General features: G+C 68.8%; 19 protein-coding genes. 12 read left to right on the top strand and 7 right to left on the bottom strand.

Annotated elements, in window-relative coordinates; all coding sequences use genetic code 11:
• Positions 1-10: 10 nt before the first annotated feature.
• Positions 11-817, bottom strand: a complete 807-nt coding sequence (locus ACJ8AN_RS04970; protein ID WP_407754064.1) for a hypothetical protein — start codon at positions 815-817, stop codon at positions 11-13.
• A 166-nt stretch (positions 818-983) separates the two neighbouring features.
• Here ACJ8AN_RS04970 and ACJ8AN_RS04965 point away from each other — a divergent pair, with 166 nt between their 5' ends.
• A complete protein-coding gene (locus tag ACJ8AN_RS04965) occupies positions 984-2,759 on the top strand; it encodes a hypothetical protein (protein ID WP_407754063.1) in 1,776 nt (591 codons plus the stop codon).
• A gap of 52 nt (positions 2,760-2,811) precedes the next feature.
• On the opposite strand, the gene ACJ8AN_RS04960 is transcribed toward ACJ8AN_RS04965, so the two are convergent.
• Positions 2,812-3,450: an SGNH/GDSL hydrolase family protein gene (locus ACJ8AN_RS04960; protein ID WP_407754062.1), complete on the bottom strand. Its 639-nt coding sequence runs from the start codon at positions 3,448-3,450 to the stop codon at positions 2,812-2,814.
• A gap of 142 nt (positions 3,451-3,592) precedes the next feature.
• On the opposite strand from ACJ8AN_RS04960, the gene ACJ8AN_RS04955 reads away from it, so the two are divergent.
• Positions 3,593-4,564, top strand: a complete 972-nt coding sequence (locus ACJ8AN_RS04955; RefSeq protein WP_407754061.1) for a 3-oxoacyl-[acyl-carrier-protein] synthase III C-terminal domain-containing protein — start codon at positions 3,593-3,595, stop codon at positions 4,562-4,564.
• An 18-nt stretch (positions 4,565-4,582) separates the two neighbouring features.
• Here ACJ8AN_RS04955 and ACJ8AN_RS04950 read toward each other — a convergent pair whose 3' ends face one another.
• From ACJ8AN_RS04950 to ACJ8AN_RS04940, 3 genes are read right to left on the bottom strand one after another with little or no spacing between them, the layout of a single operon-like run.
• The gene (locus ACJ8AN_RS04950) at positions 4,583-5,149 is read right to left on the bottom strand and encodes a hypothetical protein (protein WP_407754060.1); all 567 of its coding nucleotides are present in this window, start codon (positions 5,147-5,149) and stop codon (positions 4,583-4,585) included.
• Entirely contained in the window at positions 5,149-5,697 is a 549-nt protein-coding gene (locus ACJ8AN_RS04945) for an anti-sigma factor family protein (RefSeq protein ID WP_407754059.1), read from the bottom strand. Before ACJ8AN_RS04945 ends, ACJ8AN_RS04950 begins: the two co-directional genes overlap by 1 nt.
• The gene (locus ACJ8AN_RS04940; protein WP_407754058.1) at positions 5,697-6,305 is read right to left on the bottom strand and encodes an RNA polymerase sigma factor; all 609 of its coding nucleotides are present in this window, start codon (positions 6,303-6,305) and stop codon (positions 5,697-5,699) included. Before ACJ8AN_RS04940 ends, ACJ8AN_RS04945 begins: the two co-directional genes overlap by 1 nt.
• Positions 6,306-6,512: 207 nt before the next feature.
• On the opposite strand from ACJ8AN_RS04940, the gene ACJ8AN_RS04935 reads away from it, so the two are divergent.
• Together ACJ8AN_RS04935 and ACJ8AN_RS04930 are read left to right on the top strand one after the other, a co-directional pair.
• Positions 6,513-7,028, top strand: coding sequence for a hypothetical protein (locus tag ACJ8AN_RS04935; RefSeq protein WP_407754057.1), 516 nt, complete (start codon positions 6,513-6,515; stop codon positions 7,026-7,028).
• Between the two features lie 116 nt (positions 7,029-7,144).
• Positions 7,145-7,726 carry a TIGR02265 family protein gene (locus ACJ8AN_RS04930; RefSeq protein WP_407754056.1) on the top strand — a complete coding sequence of 194 codons (582 nt, stop codon included), beginning with the start codon at positions 7,145-7,147 and terminating at the stop codon, positions 7,724-7,726.
• Here ACJ8AN_RS04930 and ACJ8AN_RS04925 read toward each other — a convergent pair.
• Positions 7,723-8,196, bottom strand: a complete 474-nt coding sequence (locus ACJ8AN_RS04925; RefSeq protein ID WP_407754055.1) for a peroxiredoxin — start codon at positions 8,194-8,196, stop codon at positions 7,723-7,725. The two genes, ACJ8AN_RS04930 and ACJ8AN_RS04925, sit on opposite strands and share 4 nt — an antisense overlap.
• 81 nt (positions 8,197-8,277) lie before the next feature.
• Here ACJ8AN_RS04925 and ACJ8AN_RS04920 point away from each other — a divergent pair, with 81 nt between their 5' ends.
• On the top strand, positions 8,278-9,444 hold the full coding sequence (locus ACJ8AN_RS04920) for a YcaO-like family protein (protein ID WP_407754054.1): 1,167 nt from the start codon (positions 8,278-8,280) through the stop codon (positions 9,442-9,444).
• On the top strand, positions 9,441-10,631 hold the full coding sequence (locus tag ACJ8AN_RS04915; protein ID WP_407754053.1) for a TfuA-like protein: 1,191 nt from the start codon (positions 9,441-9,443) through the stop codon (positions 10,629-10,631). Before ACJ8AN_RS04920 ends, ACJ8AN_RS04915 begins: the two co-directional genes overlap by 4 nt.
• A gap of 21 nt (positions 10,632-10,652) precedes the next feature.
• On the opposite strand, the gene ACJ8AN_RS04910 is transcribed toward ACJ8AN_RS04915, so the two are convergent.
• Positions 10,653-11,045, bottom strand: a complete 393-nt coding sequence (locus tag ACJ8AN_RS04910; RefSeq protein ID WP_407754052.1) for a hypothetical protein — start codon at positions 11,043-11,045, stop codon at positions 10,653-10,655.
• A 238-nt stretch (positions 11,046-11,283) separates the two neighbouring features.
• Between ACJ8AN_RS04910 and ACJ8AN_RS04905 the strand changes: the two genes are divergently transcribed.
• From ACJ8AN_RS04905 to ACJ8AN_RS04880, 6 genes are all read left to right on the top strand, one after another.
• Complete coding sequence (locus ACJ8AN_RS04905) at positions 11,284-11,526, top strand: hypothetical protein (protein WP_407754051.1); 243 nt, start codon at positions 11,284-11,286, stop codon at positions 11,524-11,526.
• Between the two features lie 31 nt (positions 11,527-11,557).
• The gene (locus ACJ8AN_RS04900) at positions 11,558-12,391 is read left to right on the top strand and encodes a DNA-methyltransferase (RefSeq protein WP_407754050.1); all 834 of its coding nucleotides are present in this window, start codon (positions 11,558-11,560) and stop codon (positions 12,389-12,391) included.
• A 61-nt stretch (positions 12,392-12,452) separates the two neighbouring features.
• A complete protein-coding gene (locus tag ACJ8AN_RS04895; protein ID WP_407754049.1) occupies positions 12,453-13,739 on the top strand; it encodes a dicarboxylate/amino acid:cation symporter in 1,287 nt (428 codons plus the stop codon).
• Positions 13,740-13,812: 73 nt separating this feature from the next.
• On the top strand, positions 13,813-14,301 hold the full coding sequence (locus tag ACJ8AN_RS04890) for a peptidylprolyl isomerase (protein ID WP_407754048.1): 489 nt from the start codon (positions 13,813-13,815) through the stop codon (positions 14,299-14,301).
• Positions 14,302-14,374: 73 nt separating this feature from the next.
• Entirely contained in the window at positions 14,375-16,261 is a 1,887-nt protein-coding gene (locus ACJ8AN_RS04885) for an OPT family oligopeptide transporter (RefSeq protein ID WP_407754047.1), read from the top strand.
• A gap of 233 nt (positions 16,262-16,494) precedes the next feature.
• Entirely contained in the window at positions 16,495-18,006 is a 1,512-nt protein-coding gene (locus tag ACJ8AN_RS04880; protein WP_407754046.1) for a hypothetical protein, read from the top strand.
• The last annotated feature ends 21 nt before the right edge of the window (positions 18,007-18,027 follow it).

Here is an 18,027-nt window from a genome sequence, read left to right as displayed (position 1 = left end):
GAGCGGTGTTCTACAACCAGCTCGCGTCGCACATGGGGCACATTGTCGCGTAGGCGTAATCGGAGCGGCGGCCTTCGAAGCCGCAGCTGTGGCAGGTCCTCCTGGGACTCTCTGGAGGCCGCTGGGACAGCACGTCCTGCGCGTTGGGCGTCAGGGTGGCCTGGGGCAGGGGCATGCCCGGCTTCCAGATGAGCTCCTCATGTGGCTTGGACAGCTCCTCCGGAGAGCCATCGAACACCGGAACCACGACGACGTCCGGGAGCTTCGCCGCCGCATGCACCTTGGTGCGCACGGTGCTCGCGAGGCCCGGGGAGTCGCGGCCCCCCAGGCCACGGAAGGAGACGAAGAGGCCTCCCGAGAGGACCGAGCCCATCAGCGACCGGCCGAGGTTGATGCCGACGGGGGGCGGCTTCGGGCCCGCCATGTCGCTCTCCTTGGGAATCTCCACGGTGTCCGAGAGCTTCCACGCGGTCCGCACGCGCTCGGCCTTGGGGTGGAGTTTCGCTTCCACGCGGAAGTGCAATTCGTCGAGCTCCAGGGGGAGCGAGAACGGCAGGCTCCAGCGCACCACCTTGCCCCCGTCGAGCGGCGGCAGGGAGAACTTGCCGAGCTTCCGTTTCTCGGGGCCCGTCTTCTGACGGCCCTCGACGTGGAGGGTGTAGCCGGAGGCGAGGGGCTCGAAGGCGCTCTGTAGCCAGAGGGTGGCGACGGTGTCTCCGAGCGGGCCGCGGATGGCGGACTCCACATGGAGGTGGATGGCGCCGAATTCGCGCGGGGTGCGCCCGGTGCGGTCGAGGACATCCTCGTAGTAATCCATGGCCGCATGCTCGCCGAGCTTCCCGGGAGATACCAGCGGGCCCGGAGGTGCGCTCCGCTGGCGCGGTGCACCTGCCCCCGAGGGCTCGCACCATGCGGTCCAGACGCTTTTCTCCTGCCCCCGAGCGCCTTAGCTTGTCACGCGGGACACGGGGGAGGGGGACAGGATGGGAGGGGTTTCAGTGGCGCTGCTCGCGGCCCTGCTCGCGAGCACGACGCCCTTGATGTCGGTGAGTGCGGGCAATGCGCTCACCCTGCCAGCGCAACGACACGCGGTACGGATTGATACGGGAAGCGGGCGGCCGCCCACCTGGCTGCTCACCGTGCAGCAGGAGGGCGTCGAGGGACGGGGGTTGTCGTTCTTCCGCTCGGATGACGGAGGAAAGACGTTCCGCTTCGCCGCCGCCATCCAACCGGATGGGAGTCACGCGGACCGCACGGATGTGATTGCAGTGGGCCGGGATGTGGCGCTCGTCTATTCATGGGAGGCGCCGAGCCTCAAACCCTCGCGCCGCCACGACGTGTACTTCCAGTGGTGGCGCTACCGGCCGGAGACGCATGACTGGGCACCCCAGCCGGCGGTGCGAATCTTCGATGCCGATGACTCCACGGCCTACTCGCGGGCCCTGCTCGCGCGCGACTCGAAGGGCCGGTTATGGGTGCAGGCCTTCCGCCTGGACGCGGATGGGGGCTCCACCGCGGTGCTGTCCGTCTCCACGGATGGAGGGGCGACCTTCCAGCGCCAGGCGAACCTGGGCCGCGTGAAGCACCGCGGGGGAGGGCGGTTGCTGAGCCTCGGCTCGAAGCTCGTCTTCCTCTACGCCATGCACGATGGCTTCGAGCCCACGCGCATGCGCATCCGCAATGACAGCGATCCGTTGGACTCGTGGAGCTCCGTGCGCGACGCCTTCTCCGACGGCATCTACCACGGGGCGGCGCTGAGCGCGGTCGCGGATGGCCGGGGAGGCATGCACCTCATCTACAAGGACGAGATGGAGCGCCTCTACCATCGCTACTTCGATGGCAACACGTTCGGCTCGCGCACGCTGCTGGAGGACTCGCGCGACTGGTCGATGCAGGCCGCCATCACGCGCATCGGCGACACGCTGTATGTCTTCTACAACGTCATGCGCCAGACCAACACCTCCTACGAAATCCACGCCCGGGTGTGGAAGGACGGGCGCTTCAGCGCGCCGGTGGTGCTCGACTCGCGGGCCACCTACAAGGGCTATCCCAACGCCCTGGAGACGTTGCCCGAGGGCTCCTCCGAGGTGCCCTGCTTCTTCGGTGAGTCTCCCGACGCCAACTCGCGCGCCAACGTGGTCCGCGTGGCCCTCGCCGTCCCGGGAGGCGGTGGCGACGAGGAGCCGCCGCCGGATCCCAGCCCGGTGCCCGGCCAGCTCCTCTTCGGGGACTCGTTCTCGCGCACCTCGTCGAGCAGCCTTGGCTCCGACTGGGCGCTGAGCGGGCTGTGGCGGATGGATGGCAGGTGGGCCATCAGCGATCTGGACAACCCCTATGGGGACGACCTCGCCTACGCGCTGCCCTCGCGCTGTGCCAATTGCCAGGTGCGGGCGCGGCTGCAGGCCTTCGCCGTGGACGAGGCGGGTGTGGTGCTGCGGGCCTCGGGGGATGCGCGCTATGCGCTCGTGCTGCTGCCCGAGGGACGCGTTCAAATCCGCCGCTACCGGGGCGGGAGCTTCACCGTGCTCGGCGAGGCGCCCAGCGGGCAGGCGGATCCCTGGGAGCCCACGACGCTCACCCTGTCCGCGTGGGGCTCGGGCCCGGTGCGGCTCACCGCGGCGGTGGAGGGACAGGTCGTCCTCACGGTGACGGACTCGGACCCGGCCGCCCTCACGGGTGAAGGACTCGCGGGGATCTCCACCCCCATCGCTGGCGTCTGGTTCGACGACTTCGAGGTCCGCGCGGTCGGCGCGCCCTGACGCCGCACGCGAATCCGGCGTTCCATGCAAGAGCGAGTGAGGTGCGGCGGCGTCAGCCCATGGCCTGGGCGGTGCTGGCGCCGCGCTCGGTGGCCTGGAGCAGGGCGGGCCAGAAGTGCTCCGCCATGCGCTGGTAGCCCACGTCCGAGGGGTGGAAGCCATCGGCCGAGAAGTAGTTGGAGCTGCCCGGCAGCTCCACGAGGCTCGGGCCATGCAGGTCCACGCCGATGAGGCGATGGCGGCTCACCACGCGGGCCACCGCCTCGTTGAAGGCGGCGATGCGCGCGGAGATGAGCTCGATCGGCAGGAAGTGCGTCGCCAGCCGCGCCACGGGGGCCAGGGACATCTCCGGCAGGTTGGCCAGCACCACCGGCGCTCCCGCGCTCACGAGGCCGCGCGCGAGCTGCTCGAGGTTGGACTCGAACTGGTGGGGCTCCACGCCGCGCCACAGGTCGTTGATACCCACCGCGAGTGTCACCACATGGGGCTTTGCCCGGGTGGCCTTGGGGAGCTGTCCGGAGAGGACGGTGGCGCTGGTGGCGCCGCTCACGCCCAGGTTGAGCAGGCCCACGCCCTCACGGGTGCGGCGCAGCCGCTGGAAGAGGTGCTCCACGTAGCCGCCGTCGCGGGCGCCCACGCCGACGGCCGAGGAGTCGCCCAGGGCCACGTATCTCAGGGAGAGTGCGCTCATGCGGGTTCTTCCATAGCGGCCGGGTGCCGGTTTCGCAGCGGTGCTCGTCTGCCCGTCCACCGGGCGGCCATCCGGGGCCCCGCACGGCCTTCCTGGTGTGCTCTAGTGCCCATACCCACGGGCCCTCTTGCGAGCCGAGGCGATGACGCGTCCTTCGATTTCCTTCCTGGGTTTTGGTTCCGCGCTGCCAGAGCGGGTGCGCACCAGCGCCGATCCCATCTTCGACCGGATTCGCGAGGAGGCCCGGGCCCGGGGCCAGTCCGAGGCCTCGCTCTTCTACGGCAACAGCGAGCACCGGTGCCTGGCGCCGGGCGAGTCCCTGGCCTCGCTCACCGCGAAGGCGGGGCTGGCGGCCCTGGAGGACGCGGGCGTGAGGGCCGAAGAGGTGGACCGGCTCCACGGCCACCTCACCGTGTCCGAGTTCATCTCGCCCAACGAGCTGTACGAGGTGCACCGGCAGATGGGCCTGGGCTCGCACGCGCTGGTGGTGCCGGTACAGTCGGACTTCGTCAACTTCATCATGGGCAGCGTGCTGGCCTGGGAGGCGATGCTGGCGGGGCACTCGGAGCGGGCGCTCGTGGCGGTGGGGGCCGGGTGGACGCGCAACGTGGACTACTCGCAGGGTCACGCCTTCGGCATCGGCGATGGGGCCGGCGCGGCGGTGCTCGGGCCCGGCGAGCGGCTCGTCCTGGTGGACTACGCCGCGGACACCTTCAGTGACGAGTACGGGGCCATGACCATGCGCCCCCGCCCCGAGGTGGGCATCGACAGGCCCGTCTATGGGCTCGAGCCCGCCCGGGGCCTACAGGCCTTCCTGAACACCGGCATGGACGGGCCTCCGAAGCTCATCGAGCGGCTGTTGCGCAAGCACGGGCTGACCGGGGACGACATCACCCTCGTGTCACACCAGGCCACGCGCAAGCTGCTCGACTACTGGAACGAGAAGGTGCGCCCGCGCGAGTACCTGCACACCCTCGAGGACTGCGGCAACATGGTGATCGCCTCGATTCCCGTCACCCTGGCCCGCCACCACCGCGAGCTGCGCACGAGGTACCTCGTGCTCGTCGGCCTGGGCATCGGCGCGCACCACATGGCCCTGCTGGTGCGCGTGTAGGGAGGGGGCTCGCGGGCGTTACTGGCCGCCCGTGCCGCGCTGCTGCATCCGCTCCTGCATCCGCTGCATGCGCTGCTGCATGCGCTCCTGCATCCTCTTCTGCCGCTCCTCGCTCCGGCCCTCGCGGTCCATCTTCCGCAGCAGCTTCACCATCCGCCCCTCGTGACGGGCCATGAAGATGGCGAGCTGCGCCCGCTTCTGCGGAGGCAGGTCCTTCGCGAGCGCCTGGTACAGGTCCCGGTCCAATGCGGTGAGCTGGGTGCGCGCGTCGAATACCCGCTGCACCGCCTGGTCCACCTGCGACTGCGCCGCCGTGTCGCCCTCCGCCGCCTTGCGCAGCACCTGCGCGGACTCACGCACCTGCTCCATCAGGGGCCGCCGGCGCTCGTCGAACTGGCGCATCGTGTCCGCCATCTTCAGCGCCTGGGTCTCGTTCAGCTCCAGCTCCTCGGCCAGCCCCAGCACCCGCATCATCCGCGCCTGCTTCTCGTCGCGGGCGGCGTCGTCGTTGGCCTCGGGCGGCGCGGCCAGCGAGACGAGGGGCAGCAGGGTCAGGGTCAGCACCGCCAGTCGGATGGGCTTCATCACAGCGACTCTCCAGGGTTGGGGATTGAAAGGAAATCCTCGGCCTCGAGGTCCGCGAGCGTCTCGTCGGCCTCCAGGTCCTCCAGGTCCACGTCGGATGCCTCGAGCACGTCGGACAGGGGATCCGTCAGCGCCCACTGCTCCAGCTCGGACGCGCTCTCCTCCGAGGGGCTGGCGGACGGCTCCACGAGGGGAGTCCGCGGGACGAGCGGCGTCACCCGGTGCAGCACCACCGGCCCCAGCGCGAGCAGCACCACGGCCGCCGCCGCCAGCAAGGCTCCGGTGGTCCGCAGGCGCGACGCCAGGTGGACCTGGGACTTGCGCCAGGCGCCGACCGTCGTCCGGGGCAGCGCCGCCAGCACGGTCTGCTCCCGAGGCGACGGGGGTGGCAGTGCGGCCAGTCCGAGCACCGCGTGGCAGGCCTCCACCTCGGAGCGGCAGGTCGCACAGGACTCGAGGTGCGCGCGCACCCGGGCCGCCTCCTCGGGCTCGAGCGCTCCGGTGGCGAAGAGGGTGAGTGTCTCGTCTGGATGCGGGCACGCGGACATCAGCGTCCCTCCTCGGGGGTATCGGCCACCAGCGCCCGGAGGCGCTTCACGGCGTGATGGAAGTTCACCTTGGCGTTCGTCTCGGTGATGCCGAGCGTCTCGGCGATGTCTCGGAAGCCCAGGCCCGCGTCCACCCGGAGCGTGAGCACCTCGCGCTGGCGGCGGGGCAGGGCGAGCACCGCCGCGCGCACCTGCCGCTCGCGCTCGCCGCGCTCCAGGGCCTCGTGAGCGGATTCGCCGGGGGCCTCGGTGTCTGGATGCTCCACCGCGTGGAGCCAGCGCCGGCCCTGGCGGGCGTGGTTCTTCGCCAGGTTGAGGGCGATGCGGATGAGCCAGGCGCGGAAGGGCGCGGGGCCCGAGGGACTCCAGCGGGAGAAGACGCGGCGCGAGGCCTCCAGGGCGCGCAGGAAGGCCTGCTGGGCGAGGTCCGCCGCGTCCTCGGGCCGGGCCGTGTAGCGCCGCATCAGCGCGAAGACGAGGGCCCGGTGCCGCTCCACCAGCGAGCCGAAGGCCGCCTCGTCACCGGCCAGGAAGGCGCGGCAGAGCGCCTCGTCGCTCGGGTCGGTGGCGGCTGCCGCCAGGGGCAGGGTTGTCTCCAGGGCCTTCACGTCTCCTACAAACCCCGGAGTCGGCGAAAAGTTAATGACGGTTTATTTCGGGGACGCCGGGGTGACGGCGGAGGTCAGGTCGGGGGGTTGCGCGGGCCCTACTTCAAAGGTTATAAGGAGGCTCGCATCGGCGGCGCGTTCCGCTATGCTGCACAGGCCGGGCCTGGGGGGCTCACGTGCTGCCCGGGAGGGCGAGGAGGAGAGACGATGGCGGAGAGCATTGGGGCGGATATCGGCACCCGGATTCTGCAGGCGGTGGAGGGTCTCGGGGTCCGGATGGACAGGCTGGAAGCCCGGATGGGCAAGCTGGAAGCCCGGATGGAGGGGCTGGAAGCCCGGATGGGCGAGCTGGAAGCCCGGATGGATGGGCTGGAAGTCCGGATGGGCAAGCTGGAAGCCCGGATGGATGGGCTGGAAGTCCGGATGGAGGGACTGGAAGTCCGGATGGACAAGGTGGAAACCCAGGTGAAGGACCTGCTCTCCCGAATGACGAAGCAGGAGGGGTTGATGGAGATGCTGGGGGCCGAGTTCATCAAGTCGCGCGACGAACTACGCGGGGGCATTCAGCAGGTGCGCACGGACATGAACGAGGGATTTCGCCGGTTCAATGCCCGCATCGACCTGACGGACGGTGTGGTGGTCCTGCTGGCTGAGGAACTGCGCCGACCTCGGGAGCTCAGTGAGCAGCTGCAGACGAATCTGCGGCATATCGAGGCACGCTGACGGCACGCGCACCCCGGTGTTCGCCTGTCTGCTCCACTTCAGGAGTTTCCTCCGTCAAGTTGCCGCCCCCCTCTTCTGGCTGACACAATCAGGCAGCTCAACGGGGGAGACACACCATGGCACCGGACAGCGCGGCCGCACGCATCAAGGGGAGTGTGCTCATCGCCCGCCTCAAGCTGCTGGCCAAGCAGGGCGGGACGGGACGTGTTGAAGCGGTGCTCCAGCGCCTGCCTCCGGCCGATCGCAAGGTCCTCGAGGGCGTCATCATGCCCATCGGCTGGTACCCCCTGGAGCTCAACCTCCGGCTCGACTCGGCCATCGCCGAGGCGCTCTCGCCGAGGGATCGCAACAAGGCCTTCGTCGACATGGGCCGCGCCTCCGCCGAGGACAACCTCAACGGTCCCCACCACGTCTTCATCCGCAAGGGCGACCCGCACTTCCTCCTCAGCCACGCGCCGGAAATCTACCGGCTCTACTACGCGGTGGGCTCGCGCTCGTACGAGAAGACCGGGGCGCGCAGCGGGGTGTTGCGCACCCTGGGCGCCGAGAGCGTCACCCACGAGGACTGTCTCACCATCATCGGCTGGTACCAGCGCGCCATCGAGATGAGCGGGGGCCGCGACGTGCGCATCGAGCACCCCCGGTGCCGCGCCCGGGGCAACGGCCACTGCGAGTACCACTGCGCCTGGGAGGCCTAGGCGCCCACCGGCTGCGGCCCCGCCGGGTGCCCCCGTAGGTAACGCAGCACGTCATCCAGGTGCTTGTAGACGCGCACCTCGTGGCGGATGACGGCCTCGATGCGCCCCTCCGGCCCGATGATGTAGGTGACGCGCCGGTCCACGTTGAGCACGGGCCAGAGCACGTCGTAGGCCTTGCTGATGGTGCGCGCCTCGTCCCCCAGCAGGGAGAAGTGGATGTCCTCCTGCTCGGCGAACTCGCACTGCGTCTTCACCGTGTCCACCGACACCCCCACCAGCTCCGCCCCCAGGGAGCGCAGGTGCTCGTGGTTGTCGCGGAAGTGACGCGTCTCCTCGGTACAGCCGAGGGTGAAGGCCTTGGGGAAGAAGAAGAGGACGACCCGCCGCCCCCTCAGCGCCGAGAGCGAGAAGGTGCGTCCCCGGCAGTCGGTGCCGGTGAAGTCCGGGGCCTGTTGTCCCACGTCGAGCATCTTCTTCGGCCTCCTGGGCCCGCTCTCCCCTAGCATGCTTCCCGCTGATACGACCACGCTCTCCCCACCCCGAGCTCTCCCGTGGCCCTGCCAACCGCCGCTCCCTTGACTTCTTCCTTCCTCGAAAGACTCGCCCGTGCGCTCGGTGTGACCCGGGTTGCACGTGTCACCGGGTTGGACCGGGCCGGCGTCGAGGTGGCCGCCGCGGTGCGTCCCGGCGGGTACGTGCTGCAGGTGTGCAATGGCAAGGGCCTGGATTTCCAGGCCGCCTCGGCCGGTGCCCTCCTGGAGACGGCCGAGCTGTGGGGCGCGGAGATGGTGCCCCAGGAGCGGCTCGTCTGGGGAACGCTGGAGGGGTGGCGGGCCCAGGGGCGCACCGCCTGGGAAGCCGGCTCCCTCGGGACGCGGGGCGGCGTCGTCGTCCCCCGCCTGTGGGGCCCGACGGTGCGCTGCGCGTGGCGCGAGGCCACCGAGCTGCATTCCTCCCAACCCGTGCTCGTCCCTGCCCAGGCGGTGTACTGCCCGCCCACGGGGGGACCCGCCCTGGGCCCGGTGGGCGTGCAGTGGACGAGCAACGGCTCGGGCGCGCACCCCGAGCGCTCCCGGGCGCTCCTGCATGCGCTGCTCGAGGCCACCGAGCGGGATCAGCTCGCGCGCCTGCTCCCGGACGGGTGGACGGAGGAGGTGCTCCACGCGCGCCTGCTGCGCCCCGCGGGACTGGAGCAGGGGGCTCCTCGCACGGCGGCGCTCGCGCGTTCCCTCGGGGAGCGCGGCTTCGACGTCCACCTCTTCGATCTCACGCCCGCCACGCGGTCTCCCGGTGCCGCGGGCCTGCCCGTGGGCGGGGCGATGCTCGTGGACAGGGACCAGGGCCCGGTGCCGCTGGCGGCGGGCTACGCGTGCGCGCTGGGGAGGGACCAGGCCCTGCTCGGGGCGCTGCTGGAGGCGGCGCAGTCGCGCCTCACCGACATCCACGGCGCGCGCGAGGACGTGGTGGCGACGGACCACGAGTCCGCCCTGGCCCTGGCCTCCGCGTGTGCCGGGGTCCGCCCGCGACGGACCGTGGACTCCCTGCCCGACCGCTCCGACGAGGTGTCCTCGCCGGAGGAGGCGGTGGACGAAGTGTTGAAACGGCTCGCGAAGGCGGGCTTCTCCCGGGCCGCCGCCATCGAGCTGGAGGCCCCTCTCCCCGGACTCCACGTGGTGCGCGTGGTGGTGCCGGGCCTGCTCGTCTCGGAGTTGCTGTGAAACGACGTCCGGCCCCCTTCAGTGCCGATGACCTCATCGTCTTCCTCGGCCCGTCCATGCCGGAGGAGGACGCCCTGGCGCTGGCGCCCTGCCGCGTCCTGCCCCCGGCCCGTCAGGGAGACATCTGGCGCGCCCTCTCGCTGCGTCCGAAGGCCATCGCCCTGGTGGACGGCGTCTTCGAGGCGCAGCCCTCCGTCTGGCACCACGAGCTGCTGGCCGCGCTCGATGCCGGGGTGGCGGTGTTCGGCGGCGGCAGCATGGGGGCCCTGCGCGCGGCGGAGCTCGCCCCGCACGGCATGGTGGGCGTGGGGCGGATTTTCGAGGCCTACCACCGGGGCGAGCTGGTGGATGACTCGGAGGTGGCGCTGCTCCACGCCGACGCGGAGCACGGCTTCCGTCCCCTCACGGTGCCACTCGTCAACGTGCGCCACGCGGCCCGCCTGGCCCAACGCGCGGGGGTGCTGTCTCCTCGCGAGGCGCGGGCGCTGGTGGACGCGGCGGTGGCGCTCTTCTACCAGGACCGCACCTGGCGCCGGGTGTTGGCGGCCGTGGTCGAGGCGTGGCGTCCGGCCACCCGGGAGAAGTGGGACGCGTGGGCCGCCGGAGGACTCGAGGACCTCAAGCGCGAGGACGCCCGGGCCTGCATCCATGCCGCCGCGGCCTTCCTCGCCTCCGGTGCACCCGCCCCCGCGCGCGCGAGCACCCGCCGGGCCCCGCCGTCCTCGTACGTGCGCCGCCGCCGCCTCGTGGAGGGGCTGTGCGCGGTGGAGGGGGACCTCGTGGCCTCGGAGGAGGTGCTCGAGCAGCTGCGCGCCGCGCCCGACGCGGGAGAGCTGGCCGAGGAGGGCCTGCGGCGGGCCCTGCTCGCGGGGTGGGCGCGGACGCTGGGGCTCGTGCCGGGCGCCGAGGAGCTGGCGCGGGTCGAGGCGGAGTGGTGGGCACGGCTCGGGGTTCCCCCCGGCGGGCGCGAGGCGTACCTGGCCGCCTGTGGCCTGGACCCGCACGAGCTGCGGCGGCTGTGTGAGGAGCGAGCGCTGGAGCGGCTCATGCTCGAGCATGCGCCGCGGCTGCTGCCGGATGGACCCTCGTGGGACGAGGCGCTCGCGACCGAGGCGCGCATCCGGGGCCGCTGGGTGGAGGCGGCCCGGAGGCTCGGAGAGCCGAGGCCGCGCCGGCGCAAGCGGTGAGCCCCGGAGGGGACGCTCGCGCTACTCGCAGACCTGCTTGCAGACGGCGGGCACCTTCTTCGGATCGAGCTGTTGCTCGAGGTAGGCGTCGCAGGAGAGGGCGTTGAGGGCGTCCTGGCACTCGAAGAAGTTGCTGGTGCTGAACTGGCTCTTGCCCGCGTTGTAGCCGACGCAGTTCTGCGCCTCCTCGGTCCGCGTGGAGCAGCCGTTGACCTCGTAGTACCTCGCCTTGCACTCCTCCGGACTGGCGCCGAAGACGTTCTTGAACGTGGTGGTGTCCGTGTCCGTCCGGCACGCGAAGCTCCGGTCGCAGAGCTGGTCGACCATCTTGCGGCAGACCTCGTCCGGCGACGGCGTGCAACCGAGGAGGGAGAGTGCGAGCAGGGCACTGCCGGTGAGCAGGGGCGGACGCATGGGGGTTGGAGTAACCACTCCCCTCCGGGCGCGGCCGTTGCCGGGCGGGTCCGACGCGGAGCGTTGTGCGTCAGCCAACGGCGGCGGGCCGGGCCGAGGCCAACGGTCGACACTCCCACCGGGAGGGGCGGGCCCGCGCGGTGACCGCTCCGTGTTCGTTCCGGCGGACACGAGGTCCCCACAAACGTTAGGCTTTGAAAACGCGGCGTGGGGGGACTGCGCCGGAGGCAGCGAGACGATGACGCGGATATGCCAGGACGACGTGGGGCGCTGTGACTTCCTCGACGTGCTCGAGGAGGCCGTCCTGAGGCACCGGCCGGTGGCGGTGCAGTTGCGCGAGGGCGAGGCCTTCATCGACGAGGTGCTGGACGTGGTGACGGAGCAGGGGGACGACTTCGCCGTCTTCAAGACGCACGCGCGGGTGTCCGTGGGGAACATTCTGGCCGTGACGCGAGCGGGGCTGGCCACGCCGCGGTGGTGAAGCGGGGTGGCTGGGGTAGGGTGCGCGCCGGATGAATCCTCACGACGAGAGCGAGTCCTTCCGCTGCGTGCGGGCCGATTCCCGGGAGCCCGGGGGCTACCGGACGGTGCTGGGCGAGACGAAGGCCACCTTCCTGCACACGGATCCGCCGTATTGCCTGCTCACGCGGCGCCGCAAGGGCGGGGACGAGCGGGAGCCTCGCGCGCACAAGAAGATCGACCGCAACCCCATCGTGCGCTTCGAGACGGTGCGCGACTACCGCACCTTCACCGAGGCGTGGATGAAGCGGGCGGTGGAGCACCTCACGCCGGACGCCCCGCTGGCCATCTGGACGAACCTGCTGGGCAAGGAGCCCATCCTCACGGTGGCGCGCTCGCTGGGCTACGGCCACCTGCGGGGCGAGTACACCTGGGGCAAGCGCACCACGGACAAGAACGCCAACGAGCAGCTGCTGCGCGTCTACGAGGTGGCACTGGTGCTCTCGCGCACGCCCGCGCCGGTGCTGGCCCCGGGAGACCTGCCCACCGTCTGGGCGGTGGTGGGCGGCTACGACGATGACGCCGAGGCGGCGCGCTGGGGCAACCATCCCCACCACAAGCCCTTCTCCGTGCTCGAGCCCCTGCTGCGCACGTGGAGCCGGCCGGGGGACTGGGTGTTGGATCCCTTCGCGGGCAGTGGCTCCATGCCGGCGGCGGCGCTGCGGCTGGGGCGCAAGGCGGCCTGCCTGGAGGTGGAGCCCGAGTGGGCCGAGCGGGTGGACCGGCGGCTGCGCGAGACGGCGAGTGCGCTGGCCCGGGGAGCAGGAGTCCAGCCGGAGACGGCCCCCCCGGGCGAGAGGGTATCCGCCACTCCGAATCACCGGTAGGCTGCGCCGCCCCCCGCGTCCCGAGGGGGTGCTCTCCCCAGCAACGCGAAGAGGCAACCGGATGAAGCAGCACCAGAAGATGCTCCTGGGCATCGTCATCGGCACGGTGGCGGGAATCGCCGCCAATACCCTGGCGGGCGGCACGCCCTGGCTCGATTGGGTGGTGACGAACATCACCGCCCTGGCCGGACAGCTCTTCCTCCGGCTGCTGCTGATGCTGGTGGTGCCGCTGCTCTTCTCCGCGCTGGTGATGGGCGTGTGCGAGCTGGACTTGAAGCAGCTCGGCCGGCTGGGTCTGCGGACCATGGGCTACACCGTGGTCGTCTCCTGCATCGCGGTGATGATTGGCCTGCTGCTCGTCAACACCCTCAAGCCGGGCGTGGGGCTCAGCGACGAGGCCCGCGCGCTGGCCATGAAGGGCACGTCGATCAAGGCGGCCCCCACCCCGAGTGACACCTCGGTGCCCTCGATGATCGCCGCGATGATTCCCAGCAACCCGCTGAAGGCGGCGGCGGACGGGGACATGATCGCCCTCATCGCCTTCTCGCTCATCTTCGGCCTGGGGCTGGCCATGACGCCCACCGAGGGCGCGCAGCGGCTGCGCGAGATGATCCAGGGCCTGCACGACGTGATGATGAAGCTCATCGACGGGGTGCTGAAGCTGGCCCCGGTGGGCGTGGGCGCGCTGCTCTTCAGCATGATGGCGCGCCTGGGCGTGGGCGTGCTCATGCAGGTGGCCTCCTACGTGGGCGTGGTGCTGCTGGCGCTCGGGCTGCACATGTTCGGCGTGTACTCGCTGTCCGTGCGCTTCCTCGGCGGGCGCAACCCGATTGCCTTCTTCCGCGACTGCCGCCTGGCCATCGTCACCGCCTTCTCCACCGCGTCCTCCAGCGCCACCCTGCCCACCGCCCTCAAGGTGGCCGAGGAGAACCTCAAGCTGCCGCGCAACGTGTCGCGCTTCGTGCTCACCGCCGGCTCGGCGATGAACCAGAACGGCACCGCGCTCTTCGAGGGTGTCACCGTGCTCTTCCTCGCCCAGGTGTTCGGCGTGCAGCTGAGCCTCTCGGACCAGGCCGTGGTGATGTTCATCTGCGTGCTGGCGGGCATCGGCACCGCGGGCGTGCCGGCCGGCTCCATCCCCGTCATCGCGATGATTCTGGGCATGTTCAAGATTCCCCCCGAGGGGCTCGCGCTGATTCTCGGCGTGGACCGCTTCCTCGACATGTGCCGCACCACCCTCAACGTGACGGGGGACCTGGCGGCGGCCGTCTACGTGGCCCGCGGCGAGCCCGCCCCCGCCTCCGAGCCCGAGGCCGCCCGGCTCGAGCCCGAATCGTCCGCTTCTTGAGCCTCCGGACAGCTTCGGGGTTGCCCCGCTCCCCCGGGCGTCCCATACCCGTAGAAACAGAAGGAGCAGCCACATGAAGGTGTCCAAGGACCACGTCGTCTCTCTGGAGTACCGGTTGCACCTCGGGGATGGGCAGACCATCGATGAGAGTGAGCCCGGGCAGCCGCTCTCCTACATGCATGGCCGCAAGCAGATTGTTCCGGGCCTGGAGTCGCAGCTCGAGGGCATGTCCGTCGGCGAGTCCAAGAAGGTGGTGGTGGCTCCGGGCCAGGGCTATGGCGAGCACGATGCGCGCGGCATCCAGGAGGTGCCCCGGGGCATGTTCCCGCCCGATGCGCAGTTCCAGGTGGGCCAGACCGTCAGCGCGCAGACGGCCGAGGGGGACGTCATCCCCATCACCATCCGCGAGGTGAAGGGCGACACGGTGGTGGTGGACCTCAACCACCCGCTGGCGGGCAAGACGCTCCACTTCGACGTGACGGTGCGTGAAGTGCGCCCGGCCACCGACGAGGAAAAGCAGCACGGCCACGCCCACGGTCCCGGCGGCGCCCACGACCACTGAGTCCCTGAAATGAGGGACGGGAGGGCCTGCCCACTCGTCGGGTAGGGGGTGTTCCGATATGGTCGGCCCCCCAATGACTCAGCCCGTGTCGCCCTCGCCGCAGCAGCTTCGCATCCAGCCCGAGTCCCCGCCCGAGCAGGCGCCCGCCGCCGCTCCCGAGGATCCCGAGCGCTACTGGCTCGAGAACGTCTACAAGGGCGAGGAGGGCCAGCTCACCGTGCGTGCCGTCATCGTCGGCATGGTGCTCGGCGGGGTGATGTGCCTGTCCAACCTGTACGTCATCCTCAAGACGGGTTGGAGCCTGGGCGTCACCATCACCGCGTGTGTCCTCTCCTTCTCCATGTTCGCGCTGCTGCGCGCCGTGGGGCTGGTGAAGACGGAGGTCTCCGCGCTGGAGAACAACGCGGTGGGCTCGGTGGCCTCGGCGGCGGGGTACATGACGGGCGGCGGCAACATGGCCGCGGTGCCCGCGCTGCTGATGCTCACCGGGGCGCTGCCCTCCACGGGATGGCTGGTGGCGTGGTTCGCCGTGGTGTCCGGGCTGGGCGTCTTCGCCGCCATCCCCATCAAGCGCCAGCTCATCAACATCGAGCAGCTCCCGTTCCCCACGGGCACGGCCACCGCCGAGACGCTCCAGGCGCTCCACGGGCAGGACGCGCGCTCGCGGGGCAAGGCGGGCTACCTCTACGTCGCGGGCGCGGTGGGGGCCCTCATCGCCTTCTGGCGGGATGGCAAGGCCCGGTGGCTGCCGTGGAACCTGCCCGCGAAGATCAGCCTGCCGTTCACCCTCGCCGGCAAGCCCGCGGGGGCGTGGACGCTCTCGTTCGACATGAGCCTGCTGCTGGTGGGCGCCGGGGCGCTGATGAGCTTCAAGACGGGTTGGTCCATGCTGCTGGGCGCTGGGCTCACCTACGGCGTCCTCGCCCCGGAGATGGTCAGCCGCGGCGTCATCCCCGAGGTCTCCTACAAGGCCATCAACGGCTGGGCGCTGTGGACGGGGGCCTCGGTGCTCGTGTCCTCGGGCCTGCTGTCCTTCGCCTTCCAGTGGCGCAGCGTGGTGAAGTCCTTCAGGGCGCTCTCGGGCCTGTTCGGCAGGAAGACCGAGGAGGAGAAGGATCCGCTCGCCGACATCGAGTGCCCGCCCACCTGGTTCCCCCTGGGCTTCCTGGTGCTCGGGCCGATGGTGGTGGCGCTGATGGCGTACCTCTTCGCGATTCCGTGGTGGGCGGGCGTCCTCGCCCTGCCGCTGTCGGTGGTGATGGGCGTCATCGCCTCGCGCGTCACGGGCGAGACGGACACCACGCCCACCAAGGCGCTCGGGCCGGTGACGCAGCTGCTCTATGGCGGCCTGCTGCCGGGTAACCTCGCGGCCAACGTGATGAGCGCCAACGCCACGGGCGGCGTGGGCCTGCACTCGGCGGACATGCTCACGAGCCTCAAGTCCGGATGGCTGCTCGGCGCGAGCCCCCGCAAGCAGTTCATCGGCCAGCTCTTCGGGGTGGTGGCGGGGGCGCTCGTGGTGGTGCCCGCCTTCAACCTGCTGGTGCCGAGCGCGGACGTGCTGGGCACCGAGGAGTTCCCGGCCCCGTCCTCGATGGTGTGGGCCGGCGTGTCGAAGATGCTCGTCAACGGGGTGGGCTCGCTGCACATGTCGGCACGCATTGGCGCGCTGTGCGGCCTGACGCTGGGCGTGGCGCTGGTGCTGCTGGAGCGCTGGGCCCCGAAGAAGGCCAGGCCGTTCATCCCCTCGGCGTCGGGCCTGGGCCTGGCCATCGTGATTCCGGGCGCCAGCTCCATCAGCTTCTTCATCGGCGCGGCCATCGCCGAAATTTTGCGCCGCAAGAAGCCGCAGCTGGCCGAGGCCACCGTGCTCCCCGTGAGCTCGGGCTTCATCGCGGGCGAGAGCCTCATGGGCATCTTCGTGGCCATCCTCAAGGCCACCGGGAAGATGCCCAAGTAAGTCGCCGGACGAGGCATTTCTTCTACCATTTGCGCGAGACCTGATCGTAGGCGCAGTAGGACTAATCAAATGAAGTTAGTGGATGTGCATCGACTCAGGTTCGGGGCCACGTATGCGGCATCCATTAACTTGGAAGTCCAAGGGCTTCGAAAAAGGACTGTCGTCCCTTGTCAGGTATCTGCTGGTCTGACAGGATGCAAGATATCCATTAGTTGAAATTTAGGGCTTACGCTATGCCATTTGAAGCACCTAGGCACATCCTGAGTCAGTTGAAATTTCCAGATCGGTATGAGCGTTTGTCCTCTCTATTGGGCAGTCGCGTAGCCGAACTGCTTATCCCTCCTCCCGAAGAAGTTCTGCTTGGGCTACGTAGCATTGCGCATAGTGTCGATACCCGAGGAGAGGGCTTTTTTTTGCCCTTGTCTGGCCCGACAGGCACCGGGAAAACAACGCTGGCCAACAGTCTCAGTGCCTTTCTCCCAGAGTATTTTTGTCAGACGTTTGAGCATCCAGAATCGTCCACAATTACTTTTGAGTCCCTGCAAACGACAGCTATCAAAGGGCGGGAACTCACCTCGCTGGATGATCATCGAATCCTTCCGATTAATGTTGATAACCGAGAGGGTGCCCCGCCATCTGAGCGAGAACTTGCCGAGATTAAGCGTTTCCTGAGATCTCCGAAGACAGGGAACAAGGCGATTGTCATATGGCCTGAGACGTCGCAATCGATTGCTCAACAAATTGGGAAGGATTTTCAGCAAATCGCAGGCGCAACGATCATTCCGCTTCCGTTTGAAGCAAAGGGGCCTCCTCGCGATACTTGGCAGGATACAGCGCTGCATATCCTGCATCTTTGTAACGAAATTACGTCTCTCGAAGAGTTGGGGATCAATCCGAAGAACTACGAACCAAGCAAGTACTCCACTCTGGGAGAGTTTCTTAAAAAGATTTCTATCGATTTTGATACGCAGTCCGCAGAGTTGCGAGCGTCGACCCAAAAGCCTCTACACTTGTTGATTACGTTTGTTTCGGAGAGCATTGAGGCAGGAGCGTTGACGCACCTGACAACGCCCAGTAAATACGGCCTCCTTGATGCCAATGGTCTCCTTAATGCAACAAAAGATAGTGCTATAGGTAAGTGGTGGTCTGCGCGGCGAGCATTGTTGACTCAGTCAATCATCAAACTCAATGCTCGGGCGTTCCATTTGCCTCCGTCGACCAGTATGATCGTGTTGCGACGCTTTGGTCCCGAAGACGTCGTCAAAAAGCTGAACGCTCTTACCAAAAAACCAAAGAGCAAACTCCCTAGGGCTGATCAATCGCGTGTTGCGGAATACGTGCGACGGACTGACCTGGGAAAATATATGTCCAATTCGACAGCCACTGCGTATGAAACGCGGGGGCGACCGCCCGAAGAGGCTAAGGCCGCATTTGCAGCTATGGCCAAACAAGGAATCTGGACTGCAGGGAAAGATAAACAGCTGAATGGAGCCATGTTGGAGGCGCTTAAGATCTTCCTCGCATCTGCGAATATGAAGGTTTCAGAGGCACAGCATGAGAAGGCTATTGATGGGTTGCCGTTGATTCCTGATAATTCGATGAGGATTGGTGAGCAGGTCTTTTGTGTTGAGTACGCTTGGCGCTCGGGGGACTATCTTGACTCTGGTAATAGGTCTGAGGCTGCTCAGTATTGCCTCAATAAGCTCAAGAATTATGCACTGGCGTTTGGCTGGACCGCTCATTGATGTTTGCTGGGGACTCCCGTG

Origin of the sequence: Archangium sp., assembly GCF_045802675.1 — a bacterium.
Taxonomy (GTDB): Bacteria; Myxococcota; Myxococcia; order Myxococcales; family Myxococcaceae; genus Archangium.
The sequence above is the reverse complement of the archived record's forward strand: the minus strand, read 5'-3'. Positions and strand labels throughout refer to the sequence as shown.